Source organism: Pseudomonas sp. CCI4.2, assembly GCF_034350045.1.
In the GTDB taxonomy this organism is placed as follows: Bacteria; Pseudomonadota; Gammaproteobacteria; order Pseudomonadales; family Pseudomonadaceae; genus Aquipseudomonas.
In genome coordinates this window covers 1,826,733-1,843,149 of sequence record NZ_CP133781.1, presented here as the reverse complement: position 1 = coordinate 1,843,149, position 16,417 = coordinate 1,826,733, and the positions used below count along the sequence as shown (strand labels likewise).

The window sequence follows — 16,417 nt, the reverse complement described above, 5'->3', positions numbered from 1 at the left end:
CATGCACATTGCCTTGTACCAATGCCCGCCGCTGCCGCTGGATGTCAGCGGCAACCTTGCGCGCCTGGCACTGAAAGCGTCGCAAGCAGCGGCCCAAGGCGCAGATTTGCTTGTATTGCCAGAGATGTTTCTGACCGGTTACAACATCGGCGCCCAAGCGGCATTTTCCTTGGCCCAAGCCCGTGACGGCGAGTCGGCGCAGCAGATCATGGCGATTGCACAAGAAACCGGCATCGCGATTGTGTACGGCTACCCTGAGCGGTCTAGCCATGGGCAGATTTACAACGCGGTGCAGTTGATCGACGCGCAGGGAAGAAGTCTGTGTCACTACCGTAAGACCCATCTTTACGGTGACTTGGACACGTCGATGTTTGCGGTGGGTGGGGATGACTTTCCGGTGGTCGAGCTGAACGGCTGGCGTCTCGGGTTGTTGATCTGCTATGACCTGGAATTCCCGGAAAACACTCGACGCCTGGCCTTGGCCGGTGCTGATTTGATCGTGGTGCCGACCGCCAACATGAAACCGTACGACTTTGTAGCTGAAGTCACGGTGCGCGCTCGTGCGTTTGAAAACCAATGCTACGTCGCATACGCCAATTATTGCGGCAGTGAGGGCGCTATTCATTACTGCGGTCTGAGCAGCATTGCGGCCCCGGATGGCTGTCGAATTGCTCAGGCCGCAGAAGATGAAGCGTTGATCATCGGCGTGCTGGACCGCCAGTTGTTGAACGATTCCCGAGCCATCAACACCTACTTCAGTGATCGACGTCCAGGGTTGTACACCGTGTTGAGTCGCGGCTGATTGTCCTAAGCCGAAACATTTCCGCTAGCATGTTGGCTTGCCTCGCTAAAACGCCGGAAGCCTGAATGCCTGCGCTCACAACTCCCGATGTCGAACACCTGACGTTGCCCAACGGGTTACACGTGGTGCTTCGCCATGCGCCACGATTAAAACGCTGTGCGGCGGCGTTGCGGGTAGCGGCGGGCAGTCATGATGTACCGACGCAATGGCCGGGGCTGGCGCACTTTCTCGAGCATTTGTTTTTCCTGGGCACAGAGCGTTTTCCCGCCGACGACAGTTTGATGGCCTTCGTTCAGCGTCATGGTGGGCTGGTGAACGCCAGCACCCGGGAACGTACCACAGACTTTTTTTTCGAGCTGCCACAGTCGGTGTTCGCCCAAGGCGTGGAGCGCCTGTGCGAGATGCTCAGCCACCCGCGCCTTGCGTTAGCCGATCAACGACGGGAACGCGAAGTGCTGCATGCAGAGTTCATCGCCTGGTCGCAGGACACCGAAGCCCGATATCAAACGACATTGCTGCAACCGCTGTCAGCGCGTCATCCGTTGCGGGCATTTCATGCAGGAAATCGCTACAGCCTTCCCGTGCCGCGCCAGGCTTTTCAGCAGGCGTTGCAGGACTTTTATCGGCACTTTTATCACTCCGGACAAATGATCTTGAGCCTTACGGGTCCGCAATCATTGGATGACCTGAGGGCGTTGGCAACTGGCTATGGCAGCATCTTTGTCAGCGGAGAAAGGTCTGCTCAAACGCCCCCGCCGCCCTTGTTGGAAACAGCACCCACTGCGCAGCCCATTACCGACCCGCGCCGGCTGAACTTGATTTTTGCGTGTGAAAACCTGCCTGAGTCGGGTCTCGAAGCGTTGAGATATTTCCAGACAGGGCTGACCGACCCACAACCCGGCGGATTGCTATTCGAGCTGCGCGAACGCGACGTGATCGACTCGCTCAAGGTCGAGTCGCTGTACAGTTTTGAAGATCAGCTGCTGCTGGGTATCGAGTTCACGCTAACCGAAAACGGCGTTCACCAACGCGGCGTTGTCGCTGAATTGTTTTTTGACTGGCTGGGGTTTTTCGAATCCAACAGTGGCGATCCGAAACTGTATGAGCAATACGCGCTGCTGCAAGATCGACGACGGGCGGCCGGTGGTGCGCTGGCGATGGCGCAGTGCTTCAACAACCGCTCAAATCCCTCGCCAGACACATTGAAATCACTGCTCGCCCAATTACAGCCCGCGTACCTGCTTCATCCCCTGGCTGTGGATAACTTGAGCACTCAGCACATCGCTTGGCGCCTGCCTGCGCCCAATCCTTTTTTGCGCGCCGACATTGGCGATGGCGCGCAGGGTGCGGTTTTCCTGCGTTGGCGATTGACCTCGGCGCATTCTAGGCTGTGGCAGATGCTCAACGACAACCTGCGCTCAGTCATCACAGCGGCACAACAGGCGGGCGTCGATCTCGCCTTCAGCCAATACGGCCGCTTTTGGCAACTCAAGCTAAGCGGCACTTCGGCACCCATGCCTCTTGTCATCCGGCACGCCCTGGATGTGCTGACCGTGCCCAAGCCTGAAACCTTGGCGCGCTTGGGGCAACTTCGTCCTGAGCCTGCGTTGATTCCAATCCGCCAGTTGCTCAAGCGGCTGCCGGAGGCCTGTTTGAGCGCGGTAGATTGGGTCGACAACGATAACAACGACGTGTCGACGATTTTGGCTGGCGCGCGATGGACGACGTTTTCCGTCGGCTTATCCGAAGAAACCAAAGTCGCACTGAACGTTGAACTGCGAAGGATGCCGGGTGGAGCCGTTGATCAACTCCTTAAGGCCGCTAACGTTACCCACGGTATGCACCGAGTGAACGGTGTATCTGACGCTTGCGAAACTGCTGTGCTTTTATTCTGCCCAGCGCCTAGTCAGCGCGTGGAGGATGAAGCGGCGTGGCGGCTGTTGGCGCACCTCGGGCAAGCGCCCTTCTATCAACGGCTGCGAGTGGAATTACAATTGGGCTATGCGGTATTCAGCGGCCTGCGACAAATCGCTGGCCAAGCAGGTTGGTTGTTTGGGGTGCAGTCGCCCAGTGCGTCTACGGAAGAAATCGTGGGTCATCTACAAGCATTCATCAGGCGCCTACCCGCATTAATCCAAGCCGCGGATTTGACGTCCCAGCGCCAAGCGTTGGCCGCCCAGTTCGACATCGCCACCATGGACCCCCTTCAAGCCAGCGAATGGCTCTGGCAAGCGCACATGGCCGGGCATGGCGCCCGTTACCCAGAACAGCTGCAAACCGCGCTTCTTCGCCTTGAAAAGCACGAACTGCTCACCGCCATTTGTCGGTTAGTAGGGGCCGCCGACGGCTGGCTATACCTAAGCAATCGCCAAATCGCGCTGCAAACACCCTTCCTGTAGGAGACATCCGCCGAATCGGGGTTATGGCGAAAGCCGAGAGTGCCAGGCGGACCTATAATTACCGATCTCGCAACGGCGTTTATCGAGGATGACGGCGCAGATTAAACACGCTTTTATTAAGATAGCTGCCTAACCATCTGAACGTCTTCGCTTGGCGAGTGACTAATGTGGGTCATCAACCGCTGTATATGCCTGGAAGGAGTCTCCTATGTCGTGGACTAAACCTGCTTACACTGATCTGCGTATCGGTTTCGAAGTCACCATGTACTTCGCAAGCCGTTGATTCTGACGCGGTGCAACGCCTCGGTTCGCCGGGGCGTTTTTATTCATGGAGCGTAAATGTTCATACAGATTCTAGGTTCTGCGGCTGGCGGCGGTTTCCCTCAGTGGAACTGCAACTGCGCTAACTGCGCGGGCTTTCGCGACGGTAGTCTGCGGGCTCAAGCGCGCACCCAATCGTCCATTGCCCTGTCCGATGACGGCGTGCATTGGGTGTTGTGCAACGCCTCCCCCGATATCCGCGCACAATTGCAGGACTTTAAGCCGATGCAACCGGGCCGGGCCCTGCGGGACACAGGCATCAGCGCGATCATTTTGATGGACAGCCAGATCGACCACACCACTGGCCTGCTCAGCTTGCGCGAAGGCTGCCCGCATCAAGTGTGGTGTACCGACATGGTTCACGAAGACCTGAGCAGCGGTTTTCCGTTATTTCCGATGCTGACCCACTGGAACGGCGGCCTAAGTTGGAACCGCATCGCACTGGAAGGCAGCTTTGTCATCCCGGCCTGCCCAAACCTGCGCTTTACGCCATTCCCTTTAAGTAGCGCAGCGCCGCCGTATTCGCCGCACCGTTTCGATCCGCACCCCGGCGACAACATTGGCTTGATCGTCGAAGACCTGAAAACCGGCGGCACGCTGTTCTATGCGCCGGGGTTGGGTAAAGTCGATGGAGCCCTGATGCAGCAAATGGCCGCTGCCGACTGTCTGTTGGTGGACGGCACGATGTGGAACGACGATGAAATGCAACGTCGCGGCGTCGGCACCCGCACCGGGCGTGAGATGGGCCATATGGCGCAAAGCGGTCCCGGCGGGATGCTTGAGGTGTTGGAGCAATTGCCCGACCAACGCAAAGTGCTTATTCACATCAACAACACCAACCCGATCCTGGATGAAGACTCCCCGGAGCGCGCTGAGTTGGTCCGCCGTAACGTTGAAGTTGCCTACGACGGCATGAGTATCGAGCTTTAGGAGCCTGCATGAGCGACGCCACTGCATTGTCACCCGCTGAGTTCGAGGCCGCCCTGCGCGCCAAGGGTGCCTATTACCACATCCATCACCCGTTTCATGTGGCGATGTACGAAGGCCGTGCAACCCGTGAACAGATTCAGGGCTGGGTCGCCAACCGCTTCTATTACCAGGTCAATATCCCGTTAAAAGACGCCGCGATTTTGGCCAACTGCCCGGACCGTGAAATTCGCCGGGAGTGGATTCAACGTCTGCTCGACCACGATGGCGCCCCCGGTGAAGACGGCGGCATCGAAGCGTGGCTACGTTTGGGGCAAGCGGTAGGCCTGGACCCAGACCAATTGCGCTCGCAGGAATTGGTGCTGCCCGGTGTGCGATTTGCCGTCGATGCTTACGTCAACTTCGCCCGCCGCGCTAATTGGCAGGAAGCCGCGAGCAGCTCATTGACCGAATTGTTCGCGCCGCAGATTCACCAATCGCGCCTGGACAGTTGGCCGCAGCACTATCCGTGGATCGACCCCACTGGCTACGAGTATTTCCGTACTCGTCTGAGTCAGGCGCGACGTGATGTCGAGCATGGTCTGACCATCACCTTGCAGCACTACACCACCTACGAAGGCCAGCAGCGAATGCTGGAAATTCTTCAGTTCAAATTGGACATTCTGTGGAGCATGCTCGATGCCATGAGCATGGCCTACGAACTGAACCGTCCGCCGTACCATAGCGTTACCGATCAACGCGTCTGGCATAAGGGGATCGCCCTGTGAGCTTTAATCGACATCTGATTCCGCGCTGGCGCCAGGGTTATCGCTACCAGTTTGAACCGGCGCAAAACGGCCACGTATTGCTGTACCCGGAAGGCATGATCAAGCTCAACGAGAGTGCCAGCGCCATTGGTGGCCTGATCGATGGCGAGCGAAATGTCGAGGCGATCATCGGCGCGCTGGATCAATTGTTTCCTGGCTTTCCAGAGCTCGGTGCCGACGTCGAGCAGTTTATGGAGGTCGCCCGTGCTGAACGCTGGATCGAACTTGCCTGACACCTCTGTGCGGATTGCGCCGACACCCGAAACCGGCTTGCCGTTATGGCTGCTGGCCGAGCTGACTTACCGTTGTCCGCTGCAATGCCCGTACTGCTCTAACCCGCTGGATTTCGCGGCGCAAGGTCAGGAGCTAACCACTGAACAGTGGTTCAAGGTGATGCGTGAAGCCCGGGAAATGGGCGCGGCGCAAATCGGTTTTTCCGGCGGCGAGCCCTTGGTGCGCCAAGACCTGGCCGAGCTGATTGCCCAAGCGCGGCGACTCGGTTTCTACACCAACCTGATCACATCGGGTATCGGCCTCACCGAACAGAAAATCATCGATTTCAAAAAAGCCGGGCTGGACCATATCCAGATCAGTTTCCAAGCCAGTGACGAGCAAGTGAACAACATGCTCGCGGGGTCGAAAAAGGCCTTCGCGCAAAAGCTGGAAATGGCCCGGGCAGTGAAAGCCCATGGTTACCCGATGGTGCTGAACTTCGTCACCCATCGGCACAACATCGACAAAATCGACCGCATCATCGAGCTGTGCATCGCACTGGAAGCGGACTTCGTTGAGCTGGCCACCTGTCAGTTCTACGGCTGGGCGAAACTCAATCGCGAGGGCCTGCTGCCGACCCGCGACCAACTGGTGCGCGCCGAACGTGTCACCAATGAATACCGGGCGAAGCTCGCCGCCGAAGACCATCCATGCAAACTGATTTTCGTCACCCCGGATTATTACGAAGAACGCCCGAAAGGCTGCATGAACGGCTGGGGCAGTGTGTTTTTGACCGTGACCCCAGACGGTACCGCCCTGCCCTGCCATGGCGCGCGACAGTTACCGATTCAGTTTCCCAATGTGCGCGAGCACAGCATGCAGCACATCTGGTACGACTCGTTCGGCTTCAATCGTTTTCGCGGTTATGCCTGGATGCCCGAACCCTGCCGCTCCTGCGACGAGAAGGAAAAAGACTTCGGTGGCTGCCGCTGTCAGGCGTTTATGTTGACCGGCGATGCGAGCAATGCCGATCCGGTTTGTGGGAAGTCTCCCCATCACGGGATCATTACTCAGGCCCGCGAAGAAGCCGAGTATGCTACCCAAACCATTGAGCAGTTGGCCTTCCGTAATGAACGCAACTCCCGGCTTATCATCAAATCCTGAACCCTTTAGCGCCGCCCAGGCCGTTGCTGCGGGCGTCGATTTCGCAGAATTGGCCGTCAATGCGGCGGGCTTGTTCTGGAACGAATACCGCCCCGAAGACGCAGCCTCAAGAGTCTGGCGCTGGCATCTAGGCCGTGCGCAATGTCTGACCCCTGAGGGCTTCAGCGTGCGCAGCCGGGTTTATGAGTACGGCGGAGGTTCGTTTTGTTTGAGCGACGATGCCGTTTTGTTCGTCAACGAAGCAGATCAACAGCTGTATCGCCAAGAATTCGATGCCCCGACACCTAAACTGCTTAGCCACGGCAACCGACACTACGGTGACCTGCGGTTCGCCCAAGGTCGGGTATATGCCGTCGAAGAAGAGGGCGACGTTCACCGCTTGGTGGCGTTCGATGCACTGAACGGTCAACGCCAATTGCTGGTTGAAGGCGCCGATTTTTACGCCGCACCCACGCTCAGTCCAGATGGTCAGCGCTTGGCCTGGATCGAGTGGCAGCGCCCGCATCAGCCGTGGACCTCAACCCAATTGATGTGCGCTGAACGTCAAGCTGATGGACAGTGGGCTAAAGCGCGATGTGTCGCCGGAATGGGCGCCGAAGAGTCAGTGCTGCAACCGTGCTTTGACGCAAAAGGACAGCTGTTTTGCCTGACGGATCGCGGCGGATTTTGGCAACCCTGGGTCGAAACACCCAATGGCCTGACTGCGCTTCCCGCTGCTGTGGCGGATCATTCACCTGCGCCGTGGCAATTGGGCGGCAGCACGTGGTTACCGCTTGCAGAGCACAGTTATTTGGCAACTTGGTCCGAAGAAGGCTTTGGGCAACTTGCTCTTCGCGCTGCCGACGGCTCGACAGAGGATTTCACCGGAGACTACAGCCGCTTTCGTAGCTTGGCAGTGGACGATCAGTTCATCTATTGCGTCGCGGCCTCGGCGGTCAGTCCGTCAGCCATCCTCGTTATTGATCGGCAGAATCATCAGGTTCAACTACTGGCCGGTGGCATTGCGCCGCTCCCAGCGGAACGCATCACCCGCCCACGGGCCCTGCGTTATCCCAGTGGAAGCGGCGAAGCACACGGTTTCTTTTATCCCGCGATGAATGGAGTGGAGGTGCCGCCGTTGGTGGTGTTTATCCACGGAGGCCCAACCTCGGCGTGTTATCCGGTGCTGGACCCACGCATTCAGTATTGGAGCCAGCGCGGATTCGCCGTTGCCGATCTCAACTACCGGGGCAGCACCGGATATGGCCGCGCTTATCGCCAAGCCTTGCATCTGAACTGGGGCGATGTCGACGTAGAGGACGCCTGCTCGGTGGTGGCTTACTTGGCCGAGCGTAAGTTGATAAACCCGGATCAAGCCTTCATTCGCGGAGGCAGCGCGGGCGGCTATACCGCCTTGTGCGCGCTGGCCTACCACCAGGTATTTCGCGGCGGCGCCAGTTTGTATGGCGTCAGCGACCCCATCGCGTTGGCGCGGGCCACGCATAAATTCGAAGGTGATTACCTGGACTGGCTGATCGGCGATCCCGATAAAGACGCCGAGCGTTATAAGGCCCGCACACCGCTACTGCATGCCAACCAAATCACAGTGCCGGTTATCTTCTTCCAAGGTGAACTGGACGCGGTGGTCGTGCCGACGCAAACCCGTGACATGCTCAAAGCACTGCTCGACAACGGCATTGCCGCTGAGGGCCACTTCTACCCGGATGAACGCCACGGCTTTCGCAAAGCCAATAATCAAGCCCATGCGCTGGAACAAGAATGCAATTTCTATCGGCGGGTGATAGACAGCAAAGAGCACAGTTTTATTTGACCAGGTCGGTAAATCCACACCATCAATCGCGCTTGGCGATGATGTACACCGCGTGGATGACGCCGGGGAAGTAGCCCAGCAGTGTAAGCAGGATATTCAACCAAAAGGCACCGGCGAAGCCGACTTGTAGGAACACGCCCAGCGGTGGCAGCAAGATGGCGATGATGATGCGGATGATATCCATAAACACGACTCCCGATTAGGTTGGCTTGGTCAGCCACTCAGCTAATCGACCTGTGGCCAGTCACAGGGTTCAACGCAGTCGTCTTCAAGCCGCAACAGCGCCCCAATGTTGCGGTACGGATGCTGGAGAATGCTTGTCAGCCACACGAGTACCGCGTGACAAAACCGCCGCGCCTTTCCTACCACCTTCTGAAACACTGCTCAGCACCACAATATCGGCCCGAATGGCGTAACGGTCCTCACACAGCAACGTCTCGTAACGACCTAGACCGGTACGGGTTTCGTCGAGGATCAGCAGGATTTTCAACTCGCGGCACAGCTGCGCCACACCTTGGAAATACGTGAAGGTCGCCGCCATGTCAGCATCGCGACTAAGGCGGGGCTCAAGGACGATGGCGACCGTCCGGGAATCCACTGCGGCATGCAACGCCGCCAGATCATTGAGCGAAGCACTCACAGAGTCGTCGCACGTAGAGACGATACCCACCGCACCGTGCCGATGTTGCTGACCCCATTTCCGGGTCAAGCCGATGGCCACTTCTCTGGCCTGAGCACCCGTGTCGACGAGGTGGACCTGATCGTTGCTCGTACTCCGGCGTAGCAGCTCAGTGAGGCTTGGGCCTGCGTCATCGTCGCTAATATCCCGCTCCGAGCCGGCAGACGGGGCCGGCGCGACCACCCCGCGGCGATTGAACAGCAATTGGAACAGGCTCATGCGCGCAGCCCTTCCAGCGGCAGACCAAGCAAGCGCTCTGACCAGTCTTCAACCCGACCGGTGCGCAAACGCTTGATCGCTATGTCACGCCAGCGCGACGACAGCGCTGGGCAATCCACCAGCTTCTTCAACCCGGCATGCTCCAGCGGCTCAGTGTAAAAAGTGCGCAAGGCCCACGCCACGGTCAAGCCGGGATAGCTCCGCTGTACCAGCTCGAAGGGATCACTGTCGCTGACGAAACCGGGTTTGAGTACGCGGTAAAACCAGCCGCAACGGCCAGTGTCTTGAGCCTCTTGTGGCATATTTTCCAGGCCCCAGCGATGGGTCAGGCGATAGCAAGGAGAGCGTGGCTGACTGATCTGTACCAACGCGCCGCCCCAACGAAAGATGTCACCCAAACAGGCGTGCTCTTCGGTAATGCCGTGGGTCGAAAGGTTTTCGCCGAACGCTGGCGCACTCCAATCGATGTTCGGGTAAAGCTTGCGCCAGTAAGCGTAATGTTCAGCAGGGTAATGGTGCAGAGCGCGTTCTGGACCGGTGTGAAAGCGCGGATCACCGTGTTCGTCGCTGCCCAAGCCTTGCGGCCAGAGCCAGGTGCGACGTTCCAGTCGCTGCTTATCGATGTCAGTTACCAATCCGTGGTCGAGGTTTTTCGCTTTCCCTATGTAAACACCGTCGACACATATGCTGTTCATTACTATTTCTGGGCCTGTAAGCCTTGAGGAATAAGGCTAGACTAAGCCCTCACCATGGCCCGAGGCCATTTCGTTTTAGTAACACTTTCGATAAGATTTACTTATGGATTTTCGACAGCTGCGTTATTTTGTCGCGGTGTATGAAGAAGGCCATGTTGGACGCGCCGCAGAGCGCCTGTCGCTGTCGCAACCTGCGCTTTCGCAGCAGATTCGTCAGCTCGAACACAGCCTGGATGTCAGCCTGTTTGAACGTACTAGCAAACGTCTGTTGCCGACTTTGGCCGCTCATACGCTGTACAACCACGCACTGCCACTGCTCGACGGCATGCAACAGGCTCGCGATGCGCTGCGTAATTTCCGCGGACAGTCGGTCCGAACGCTGGCGATTGGCGTACTGCAGACCGTGCTGTATCTGGTGCCGCAGTTACTGGAGCAACTGCGCAAGGCGCAGCCGCATCTGGTGGTGCACATCTACGAATTGTCCGGGCTAGAGATTGAACGGCGTTTGCTCAATGGCGCGCTGGATATCGGCATCAGCTTTTTGCCCGCCCATCAACCCGGCCTGCACAGCTTGGTGCTGTACGAAGACGAACTGCAACTGGTGGTTCCGGTCGATCATCCACTGCGCGAATTTAAGAAGGTGTCGGTCAGTCAGGCAGCGGAGCTACCGATGCTGTTATTGGGAGAAGAGTATCAGGTGCGGCAGATCTGGCAGGCGCAGTTGGCCAACCTCGGGCGTCGCCCCCACGTGCAAGCGGAACTCAACAGTATGGCCGGCATACTCGACAGTTTGCTCAATACGTCGCTAGCAACGGTATTGCCAGGGCGGGTGCAGCGGGTTCAGGGGAGCAGTTCGTTATTGTGGAAACCGCTGACCGAGCCGCGCGTGCCGCTCAAGGTCGGGCTGGTGTATCGCGATGCGCAACGGCATCAACCGGCGCTGGAACTGTTACGGACGCTTTTAGAGGACAAAAGCGCGGGTCGTCCGGGTGTGCCAGGAGCGCTGGACGTTATCACCTGACGCACGCCAGGTTAAATCGCGCACAAAAAGAAAACCCCGCCGAAGCGGGGTTTTGCAGACTGTTTCCCTGACATCCTTTTCGCCCCACCATCCTGGCAGGCATCCCTACGTGTCCATGTTGTGTTTTTTGCGCTTCCTGCGCTACGTCCCTGTTAAGTAGATTAACCATGGACCCAGCCAAGCGATAGGGTCAAACGGCAGCACGTCATGTAAGCATATGCTTACATGACGTCGGACCGGTCCCACACCCTTTAGAACTGAGAAGCATCCAGCAAGAACAACGACTCGCTACCCGCTTTGACCGATGCACTCAACGAGTGGATGCGCGGCAGTAGCCGTGCGAAGTAGAAGCGTGCGGTGCCCAGCTTGCTGGCGTAAAAGTCTTCTTGGGATTCCTTACCCAGTGCCGCCCGGGCCATGAGCGCCCACATGTACGCATAAGCGGTGTAGCCAAACGCATGCAAGTACTCAACGGAGGCAGCGCCGATTTCATTGGCGTCGGTCCTGGATCGATCCAATACCCACGCCGTCAGTTCGTCAAGATTGTCGAGCGCTGCGTTTAACGGCCCAGTGAACTCAGCCATCTCCTTGCCAGCCGTGGCCGTGAATTGGCGAATCTCATCGGCGAACAACGCGTAGTACGCACCGCCATTCCCGACGATTTTGCGCCCAACCAAATCCAGCGCTTGAATGCCGTTGGTGCCTTCGTAGATCTGAGTGATCCGCACGTCGCGGACCAGTTGCTCCTGACCCCACTCCCGAATGTACCCGTGGCCGCCGAATATCTGCTGACCATGCACCGTGGTTTCCAGTCCAAGATCGGTGAGAAACGCTTTGGCGACAGGCGTCAGCAGCGCGACTAGATCGTCGGCCCGTTTACGCGCGGTCGGGTCTTCACTGAATTTCGCAGTGTCCAGTTGCATCGCCACGTAGGTGGAAAACGCGCGACCGCCTTCGTTGGACGCTTTCATGGTCAACAGCATGCGACGCACGTCTGGGTGAACGATGATCGGATCGGCCACTTTGTCCTTGGCCTGCGGCCCGGTCGGCGAACGGCTTTGCAAACGATCCCGCGCGTATTCGATAGCGTTCTGATACGAGCGCTCGCCAGACGCCAGACCCTGGATGCCCACCCCCAGACGCTCGTAGTTCATCATGGTGAACATCGCAGCCAAGCCACGGTTGGGTTCGCCAACCAGATAACCTACCGCCTCGTCGAAGTTCATGACGCAGGTTGCCGATGCCTGGATGCCCATTTTGTGTTCGATGGACCCACAGGTGACCGGGTTGCGCGCGCCCAGACTGCCATCGGCATTGACCATAAACTTGGGCACCAGGAACAGCGAAATACCCTTCGGTCCCGCAGGCGCATCCGGGAGTTTCGCCAGTACCAGGTGAATAATGTTTTCGGTCAGGTCGTGCTCGCCACCGGTGATAAAAATCTTGGTGCCGCTGACTTTGTAAGAACCATCGGTTTGCGGTTCGGCCCTGGTGCGAATAATCCCCAGGTCGGTGCCGGCGTGGGATTCAGTCAAGCACATGGAGCCCGCCCAAAGGCCAGAGTACATGTTGGGCAAATAGGTTGCCTTCAACGCTTCGCTGGCGTGGGTGTTGATCGACACACAGGCGCCGGAGGTCAGCATGGGGTACAAGCCAAATGCCAGGCTGGAGGAGTTGATCATTTCCTCGACTTGAGCCGAAACAGCCTTGGGCATGCCCATCCCGCCAAACTCGGGATCGCCGCCCACGCCAACCCAACCGCCGTCGGCATAGGTCTGGTAAGCCTGTGGGAAACCTGCCGGTGTGGTGACGACGCCATCGCTCCAATGGCACCCTTCTTCATCGGCGCTACGGCTGAGCGGGGCGATGCTCTTACTGGTGACTTTGCCCGCCTCTTCGAGGATTGCCTCTACGGTCTGGGCATCGACTGTTTCGGCCAGCGCCGGCAGTTGAGCCCAGAGTTTGGCCACCTCAAAAACCTCATTGAGGACGAAACGCATATCGCGCAGGGGCGCTTTATAGTCAGCCATGGCAAACCTCGGAAATTGAGTCGTAGAACGAAGATTCCGAGTGTACCCGAACATCATTTGCGACACATAGGGTCAGTACGTGACTATAAACATATTTATAGTCACGGTAAGATTTAGAAATTCGCTACAGCGCGAACATCTCTGCAGGCAACTGCATCAGGCAATCACTGCCCGCCTCAATGGCTGCCTGATGCGCGGTGGTGCGCGGCAGCAGGCGCTTGAAATAGAACTCACACGTGGCCAGTTTGCCTTGGCAATACGCCGAATCGCCGCTGCCATCCTCCAATTGGGCTTGAGCGACCAACGCCATGCGCAACCACAGGTACCCGAGAATGATGTAGCCGCTGTACATCAGGTAATCCAACGCCGCCGCGCCCACTTCGTCAGGGTTTTTCATCGCGGCCATGCCGATCTTAGTAGTCAGTTCACCCCATTGCTTATTCAAGGCATCAAGCTGACTGACGAACCCCTTGAGCTGCGGATGCTGGGCATTGGCTTCACAAAACTTATGCACGATTTTGGTAAAGCCTCGCAGCAACTTACCTTGGCTACCCAGTACTTTGCGGCCAAGTAAATCCAGCGCCTGGATGCCGTTGGTGCCTTCATAAATCGGCGCGATACGGCAGTCACGCACTAATTGCTCCATACCCCACTCACGAATAAAACCGTGCCCGCCAAAAACCTGCATCCCGAGGTTGGTCACCTCCAGACCCGTTTCGGTCATGAATGCCTTGCAGATCGGCGTGAGGAACGCCAAGAGGTTTTCCGCCTCTTCGCGTTGACCCGCGTCACTGCTCATGTGAACGGTGTCGAGCATCTGCGCGGTGAAGTAGGTCAATGCGCGATTGCCTTCGTTGAAGGCTTTCATGGTCAGCAACATGCGACGCACATCGGGGTGAACGATGATCGGGTCAGCCACCTTGTCCGGCGCCTTGGGACCCGTCAGTGAACGCATTTGAAGGCGCTCATTAGCGTATTTGATTGCGCCCTGAAAACTGGCTTCGCCCAGACACAAACCCTGCATGCCGGTGCCCAGGCGTGCGTGATTCATCATGGTGAACATGCAATTGAGGCCCTTGTTGGCCTCGCCAATCAGGTAACCGGTGGCGTTATCGAAGTTGATCACGCAGGTCGCTGAAGCCTTGATGCCCATCTTGTGTTCGATGGAGCCACACGACACACCGTTGCGCTGGCCGGCATTGCCCGCCGCATCAGGTAGAAACTTGGGCACGATAAACAGCGAGATGCCTCGGGTTCCAGCCGGCGCATCCGGCAGTTTGGCCAAGACCAAATGGACGATGTTCTGGCTCATGTCGTGCTCGCCAGCAGAAATGAAAATCTTGCTGCCCGAAATGCCGTAGCTGCCATCGGCTTGCGGCACTGCGCGGGTTTTGATGATCCCAAGGTCGGTACCGCAATGGGCTTCGGTCAGGCACATGGTGCCGGTCCATTCGCCTTCGGTGAGTTTGGTCAGGTACGTCTGCTTCTGGTCTTCGGTGCCGTGGGTATGAATGGCCGACATCGCGCCGTGGGTCAGCCCTGGGTACATGCCCCACGAGGTGTTGCTGGAGGCGATCATTTCGCTGATGACCAGCCCCAACGACAGCGGCAAACCTTGTCCGCCATAGGCCGGGTCCGCCGCGAGGCCGTGCCAGCCGCCTTCGACGTATTGCGCAAACGCTGCTTTGAAACCCTTGGGCGTGGTGACGACGCCATTATCGAAATGACAGCCTTCCTCATCACCGGAACGGTTCAGTGGCGACAGCACTTGCTCGCAGAATTTGGCGCCTTCTTCCAAGATCGCACTGACCATGTCTGGACTGGCGTCATGGGCACCGAGCGCTTGGTAATGGGCAGGAAAGTCGAAAACGTTGTCGATCAAGAAGCGCATGTCGCGCAGGGGGGCTTTGTACTCAGGCATGGTCGTTTCTCCGGCAGCAGATGACCCAACCTACTGCGCGAAGACGGCCCGAACAATCACAGTCCAGACGCTGAATACAGGCTCATAACTTAACTGGCAGCGCCGGCCATGCGCACTGCACCGCGACGATTCTTACCATGGGCGACCACGCAATTTCGCCCTGCGCCCTTGGCACTGTAAAGCGCTTCGTCGGCTGACTTGAGCACTTCCTCGGGCGTACGTTGTTCCATCTGCCGCTCGGCGACGCCGATGCTGATAGTGACCGACACACTTGAGGCCCGTGCGCCGCTTCTGCGCTGGCGCCCTTGCTGGTCGTCATTCGGGCGATCCTGATTGCGCAGTTGAATGCTGTAGATGGCGATGGACTCGCGGACCATTTCCAGATGCGGCATACACTCCTCCAGCGTCTGCCCGGCAAATACCAGCGCGAATTCTTCGCCGCCATACCGGTAAGCTCGACCGCCGCCGGTCACTTTTGACAGCTTGCTCGCCACCAGTCGCAGCACTTGATCGCCAACATCGTGCCCGTGGGTGTCGTTGAATTTTTTGAAGTGGTCAACGTCGCCCATGGCCAGCACGTAATTGCGCCCCAACCGTTGCAGACGCTCATTAAGTGCGCGGCGTCCCGGCAGCCCGGTCAACTCATCGCGGAACGCCATTTGATACGCTTCATGAGCAACTGCGGCCGCAATCATCAGCATCACCTGACTGCACATGATGTTCAGGGTGAACGGCAGAATGAAGGTTTTCGGCAGTGCCCAAAACAGGCCAATCAAACCGACGATTTGCGCCGCGTGCAACGGCCGAGGTTTGCGTACGTACTGCACGATCAACAACAGGAAGCTGAGAAAGAAAACCGGATAAGCCAGCTGAATCAAGCTCATCCAATTGCCGTGCAAGGCTGGCCAGCGGATCTCTGCCAGCCAATTCAGTAGCGCCTTGGGGAAGCTTTGTTCCAGCGCCAGTGCGACACTGCCGAAGGCAAGTAACACGGCAAACCGGGCAATCATGTCACGGAACAAATGCGTGCGTTCCTCCCATCCTGCGAACAAGCCATAGAGCAATGGCAGCAACAGGCAGCAGAGATGGAAAACCACAGCGGCGTCTTCACGCACTTTGCCGTAATCGCGGTAATAGTCGGTTTGGGTATCGAGCAGAAAGTAGGCGGTGTATACGGTGATCATCAAAAACAGCTCGCGCTGGCGACGATAAACCGCGCAATACGCTCCGCCCAACAGCAGCACCAATGTCGGCAGGACATTGAATAGCGAGGTGAAGAAGACATTCAGGTCTTTTACATACGCGGCCGCGAGCCCCGCCAACAGCAACAGCAGCGAGGGAAGAAAATGACTGAAACGTACGCCCGAAAGAAGCTGCAAAAGGGGATGGCTCCTGCCCGACATGAAACGA

15 protein-coding genes are annotated in these 16,417 nt (G+C 57.8%); 9 read left to right on the top strand and 6 right to left on the bottom strand.

The features are described from left to right. Position 1 precedes the first annotated feature (1 nt). The 8 genes from RHM65_RS08240 (at position 2) to RHM65_RS08205 (ending at position 8,442) form a co-directional block, all read left to right on the top strand. Positions 2 to 802 (top strand): carbon-nitrogen hydrolase family protein, encoded by an 801-nt coding sequence (locus RHM65_RS08240; RefSeq protein ID WP_322166438.1) that lies wholly within the window; start codon positions 2 to 4, stop codon positions 800 to 802. A gap of 65 nt (positions 803 to 867) precedes the next feature. Then, complete coding sequence (gene pqqF, locus RHM65_RS08235) at positions 868 to 3,201, top strand: pyrroloquinoline quinone biosynthesis protein PqqF (RefSeq protein ID WP_322184688.1); 2,334 nt, start codon at positions 868 to 870, stop codon at positions 3,199 to 3,201. A 208-nt stretch (positions 3,202 to 3,409) separates the two neighbouring features. Then, positions 3,410 to 3,484: a pyrroloquinoline quinone precursor peptide PqqA gene (pqqA, locus tag RHM65_RS08230; RefSeq protein ID WP_003422658.1), complete on the top strand. Its 75-nt coding sequence runs from the start codon at positions 3,410 to 3,412 to the stop codon at positions 3,482 to 3,484. Between the two features lie 56 nt (positions 3,485 to 3,540). Continuing rightward, a complete protein-coding gene (gene pqqB / locus RHM65_RS08225; protein ID WP_322166440.1) occupies positions 3,541 to 4,452 on the top strand; it encodes a pyrroloquinoline quinone biosynthesis protein PqqB in 912 nt (303 codons plus the stop codon). A gap of 8 nt (positions 4,453 to 4,460) precedes the next feature. After that, on the top strand, positions 4,461 to 5,216 hold the full coding sequence (gene pqqC, locus RHM65_RS08220) for a pyrroloquinoline-quinone synthase PqqC (RefSeq protein WP_322166441.1): 756 nt from the start codon (positions 4,461 to 4,463) through the stop codon (positions 5,214 to 5,216). After that, positions 5,213 to 5,488, top strand: coding sequence for a pyrroloquinoline quinone biosynthesis peptide chaperone PqqD (gene pqqD, locus RHM65_RS08215; protein WP_322184686.1), 276 nt, complete (start codon positions 5,213 to 5,215; stop codon positions 5,486 to 5,488). Before pqqC ends, pqqD begins: the two co-directional genes overlap by 4 nt. 7 nt (positions 5,489 to 5,495) lie before the next feature. Next, the gene (gene pqqE, locus RHM65_RS08210) at positions 5,496 to 6,632 is read left to right on the top strand and encodes a pyrroloquinoline quinone biosynthesis protein PqqE (RefSeq protein WP_322171245.1); all 1,137 of its coding nucleotides are present in this window, start codon (positions 5,496 to 5,498) and stop codon (positions 6,630 to 6,632) included. Then, complete coding sequence (locus RHM65_RS08205) at positions 6,598 to 8,442, top strand: S9 family peptidase (protein WP_322166443.1); 1,845 nt, start codon at positions 6,598 to 6,600, stop codon at positions 8,440 to 8,442. The genes pqqE and RHM65_RS08205 overlap by 35 nt, the downstream gene beginning before the upstream one ends. A 22-nt stretch (positions 8,443 to 8,464) precedes the next feature. Here the strand turns inward: RHM65_RS08205 and RHM65_RS08200 are convergent, their stop codons facing one another. The 3 genes from RHM65_RS08200 to RHM65_RS08190 all read right to left on the bottom strand — a co-directional run bounded on the left by RHM65_RS08200 (position 8,465) and on the right by RHM65_RS08190 (position 10,035). Beyond that, positions 8,465 to 8,626 (bottom strand): YqaE/Pmp3 family membrane protein, encoded by a 162-nt coding sequence (locus RHM65_RS08200; protein WP_322166444.1) that lies wholly within the window; start codon positions 8,624 to 8,626, stop codon positions 8,465 to 8,467. A gap of 84 nt (positions 8,627 to 8,710) precedes the next feature. After that, positions 8,711 to 9,340 (bottom strand): aminotransferase class III-fold pyridoxal phosphate-dependent enzyme, encoded by a 630-nt coding sequence (locus RHM65_RS08195; protein ID WP_322166445.1) that lies wholly within the window; start codon positions 9,338 to 9,340, stop codon positions 8,711 to 8,713. Beyond that, positions 9,337 to 10,035: an MOSC domain-containing protein gene (locus tag RHM65_RS08190; RefSeq protein ID WP_322166446.1), complete on the bottom strand. Its 699-nt coding sequence runs from the start codon at positions 10,033 to 10,035 to the stop codon at positions 9,337 to 9,339. The genes RHM65_RS08195 and RHM65_RS08190 overlap by 4 nt, the downstream gene beginning before the upstream one ends. A 103-nt stretch (positions 10,036 to 10,138) precedes the next feature. Here RHM65_RS08190 and RHM65_RS08185 point away from each other — a divergent pair, with 103 nt between their 5' ends. Next, on the top strand, positions 10,139 to 11,056 hold the full coding sequence (locus tag RHM65_RS08185) for a LysR family transcriptional regulator (RefSeq protein WP_322166447.1): 918 nt from the start codon (positions 10,139 to 10,141) through the stop codon (positions 11,054 to 11,056). 251 nt (positions 11,057 to 11,307) lie between these two features. On the opposite strand, the gene RHM65_RS08180 is transcribed toward RHM65_RS08185, so the two are convergent. The 3 genes from RHM65_RS08180 to RHM65_RS08170 form a co-directional block, all read right to left on the bottom strand. Then, on the bottom strand, positions 11,308 to 13,086 hold the full coding sequence (locus tag RHM65_RS08180; RefSeq protein ID WP_322166448.1) for an acyl-CoA dehydrogenase C-terminal domain-containing protein: 1,779 nt from the start codon (positions 13,084 to 13,086) through the stop codon (positions 11,308 to 11,310). A 124-nt stretch (positions 13,087 to 13,210) separates the two neighbouring features. Next, the gene (locus RHM65_RS08175) at positions 13,211 to 15,007 is read right to left on the bottom strand and encodes an acyl-CoA dehydrogenase C-terminal domain-containing protein (RefSeq protein WP_322166449.1); all 1,797 of its coding nucleotides are present in this window, start codon (positions 15,005 to 15,007) and stop codon (positions 13,211 to 13,213) included. 89 nt (positions 15,008 to 15,096) lie between these two features. After that, positions 15,097 to 16,386 (bottom strand): diguanylate cyclase, encoded by a 1,290-nt coding sequence (locus RHM65_RS08170; RefSeq protein ID WP_416194736.1) that lies wholly within the window; start codon positions 16,384 to 16,386, stop codon positions 15,097 to 15,099. Between the last annotated feature and the right edge of the window lie 31 nt (positions 16,387 to 16,417).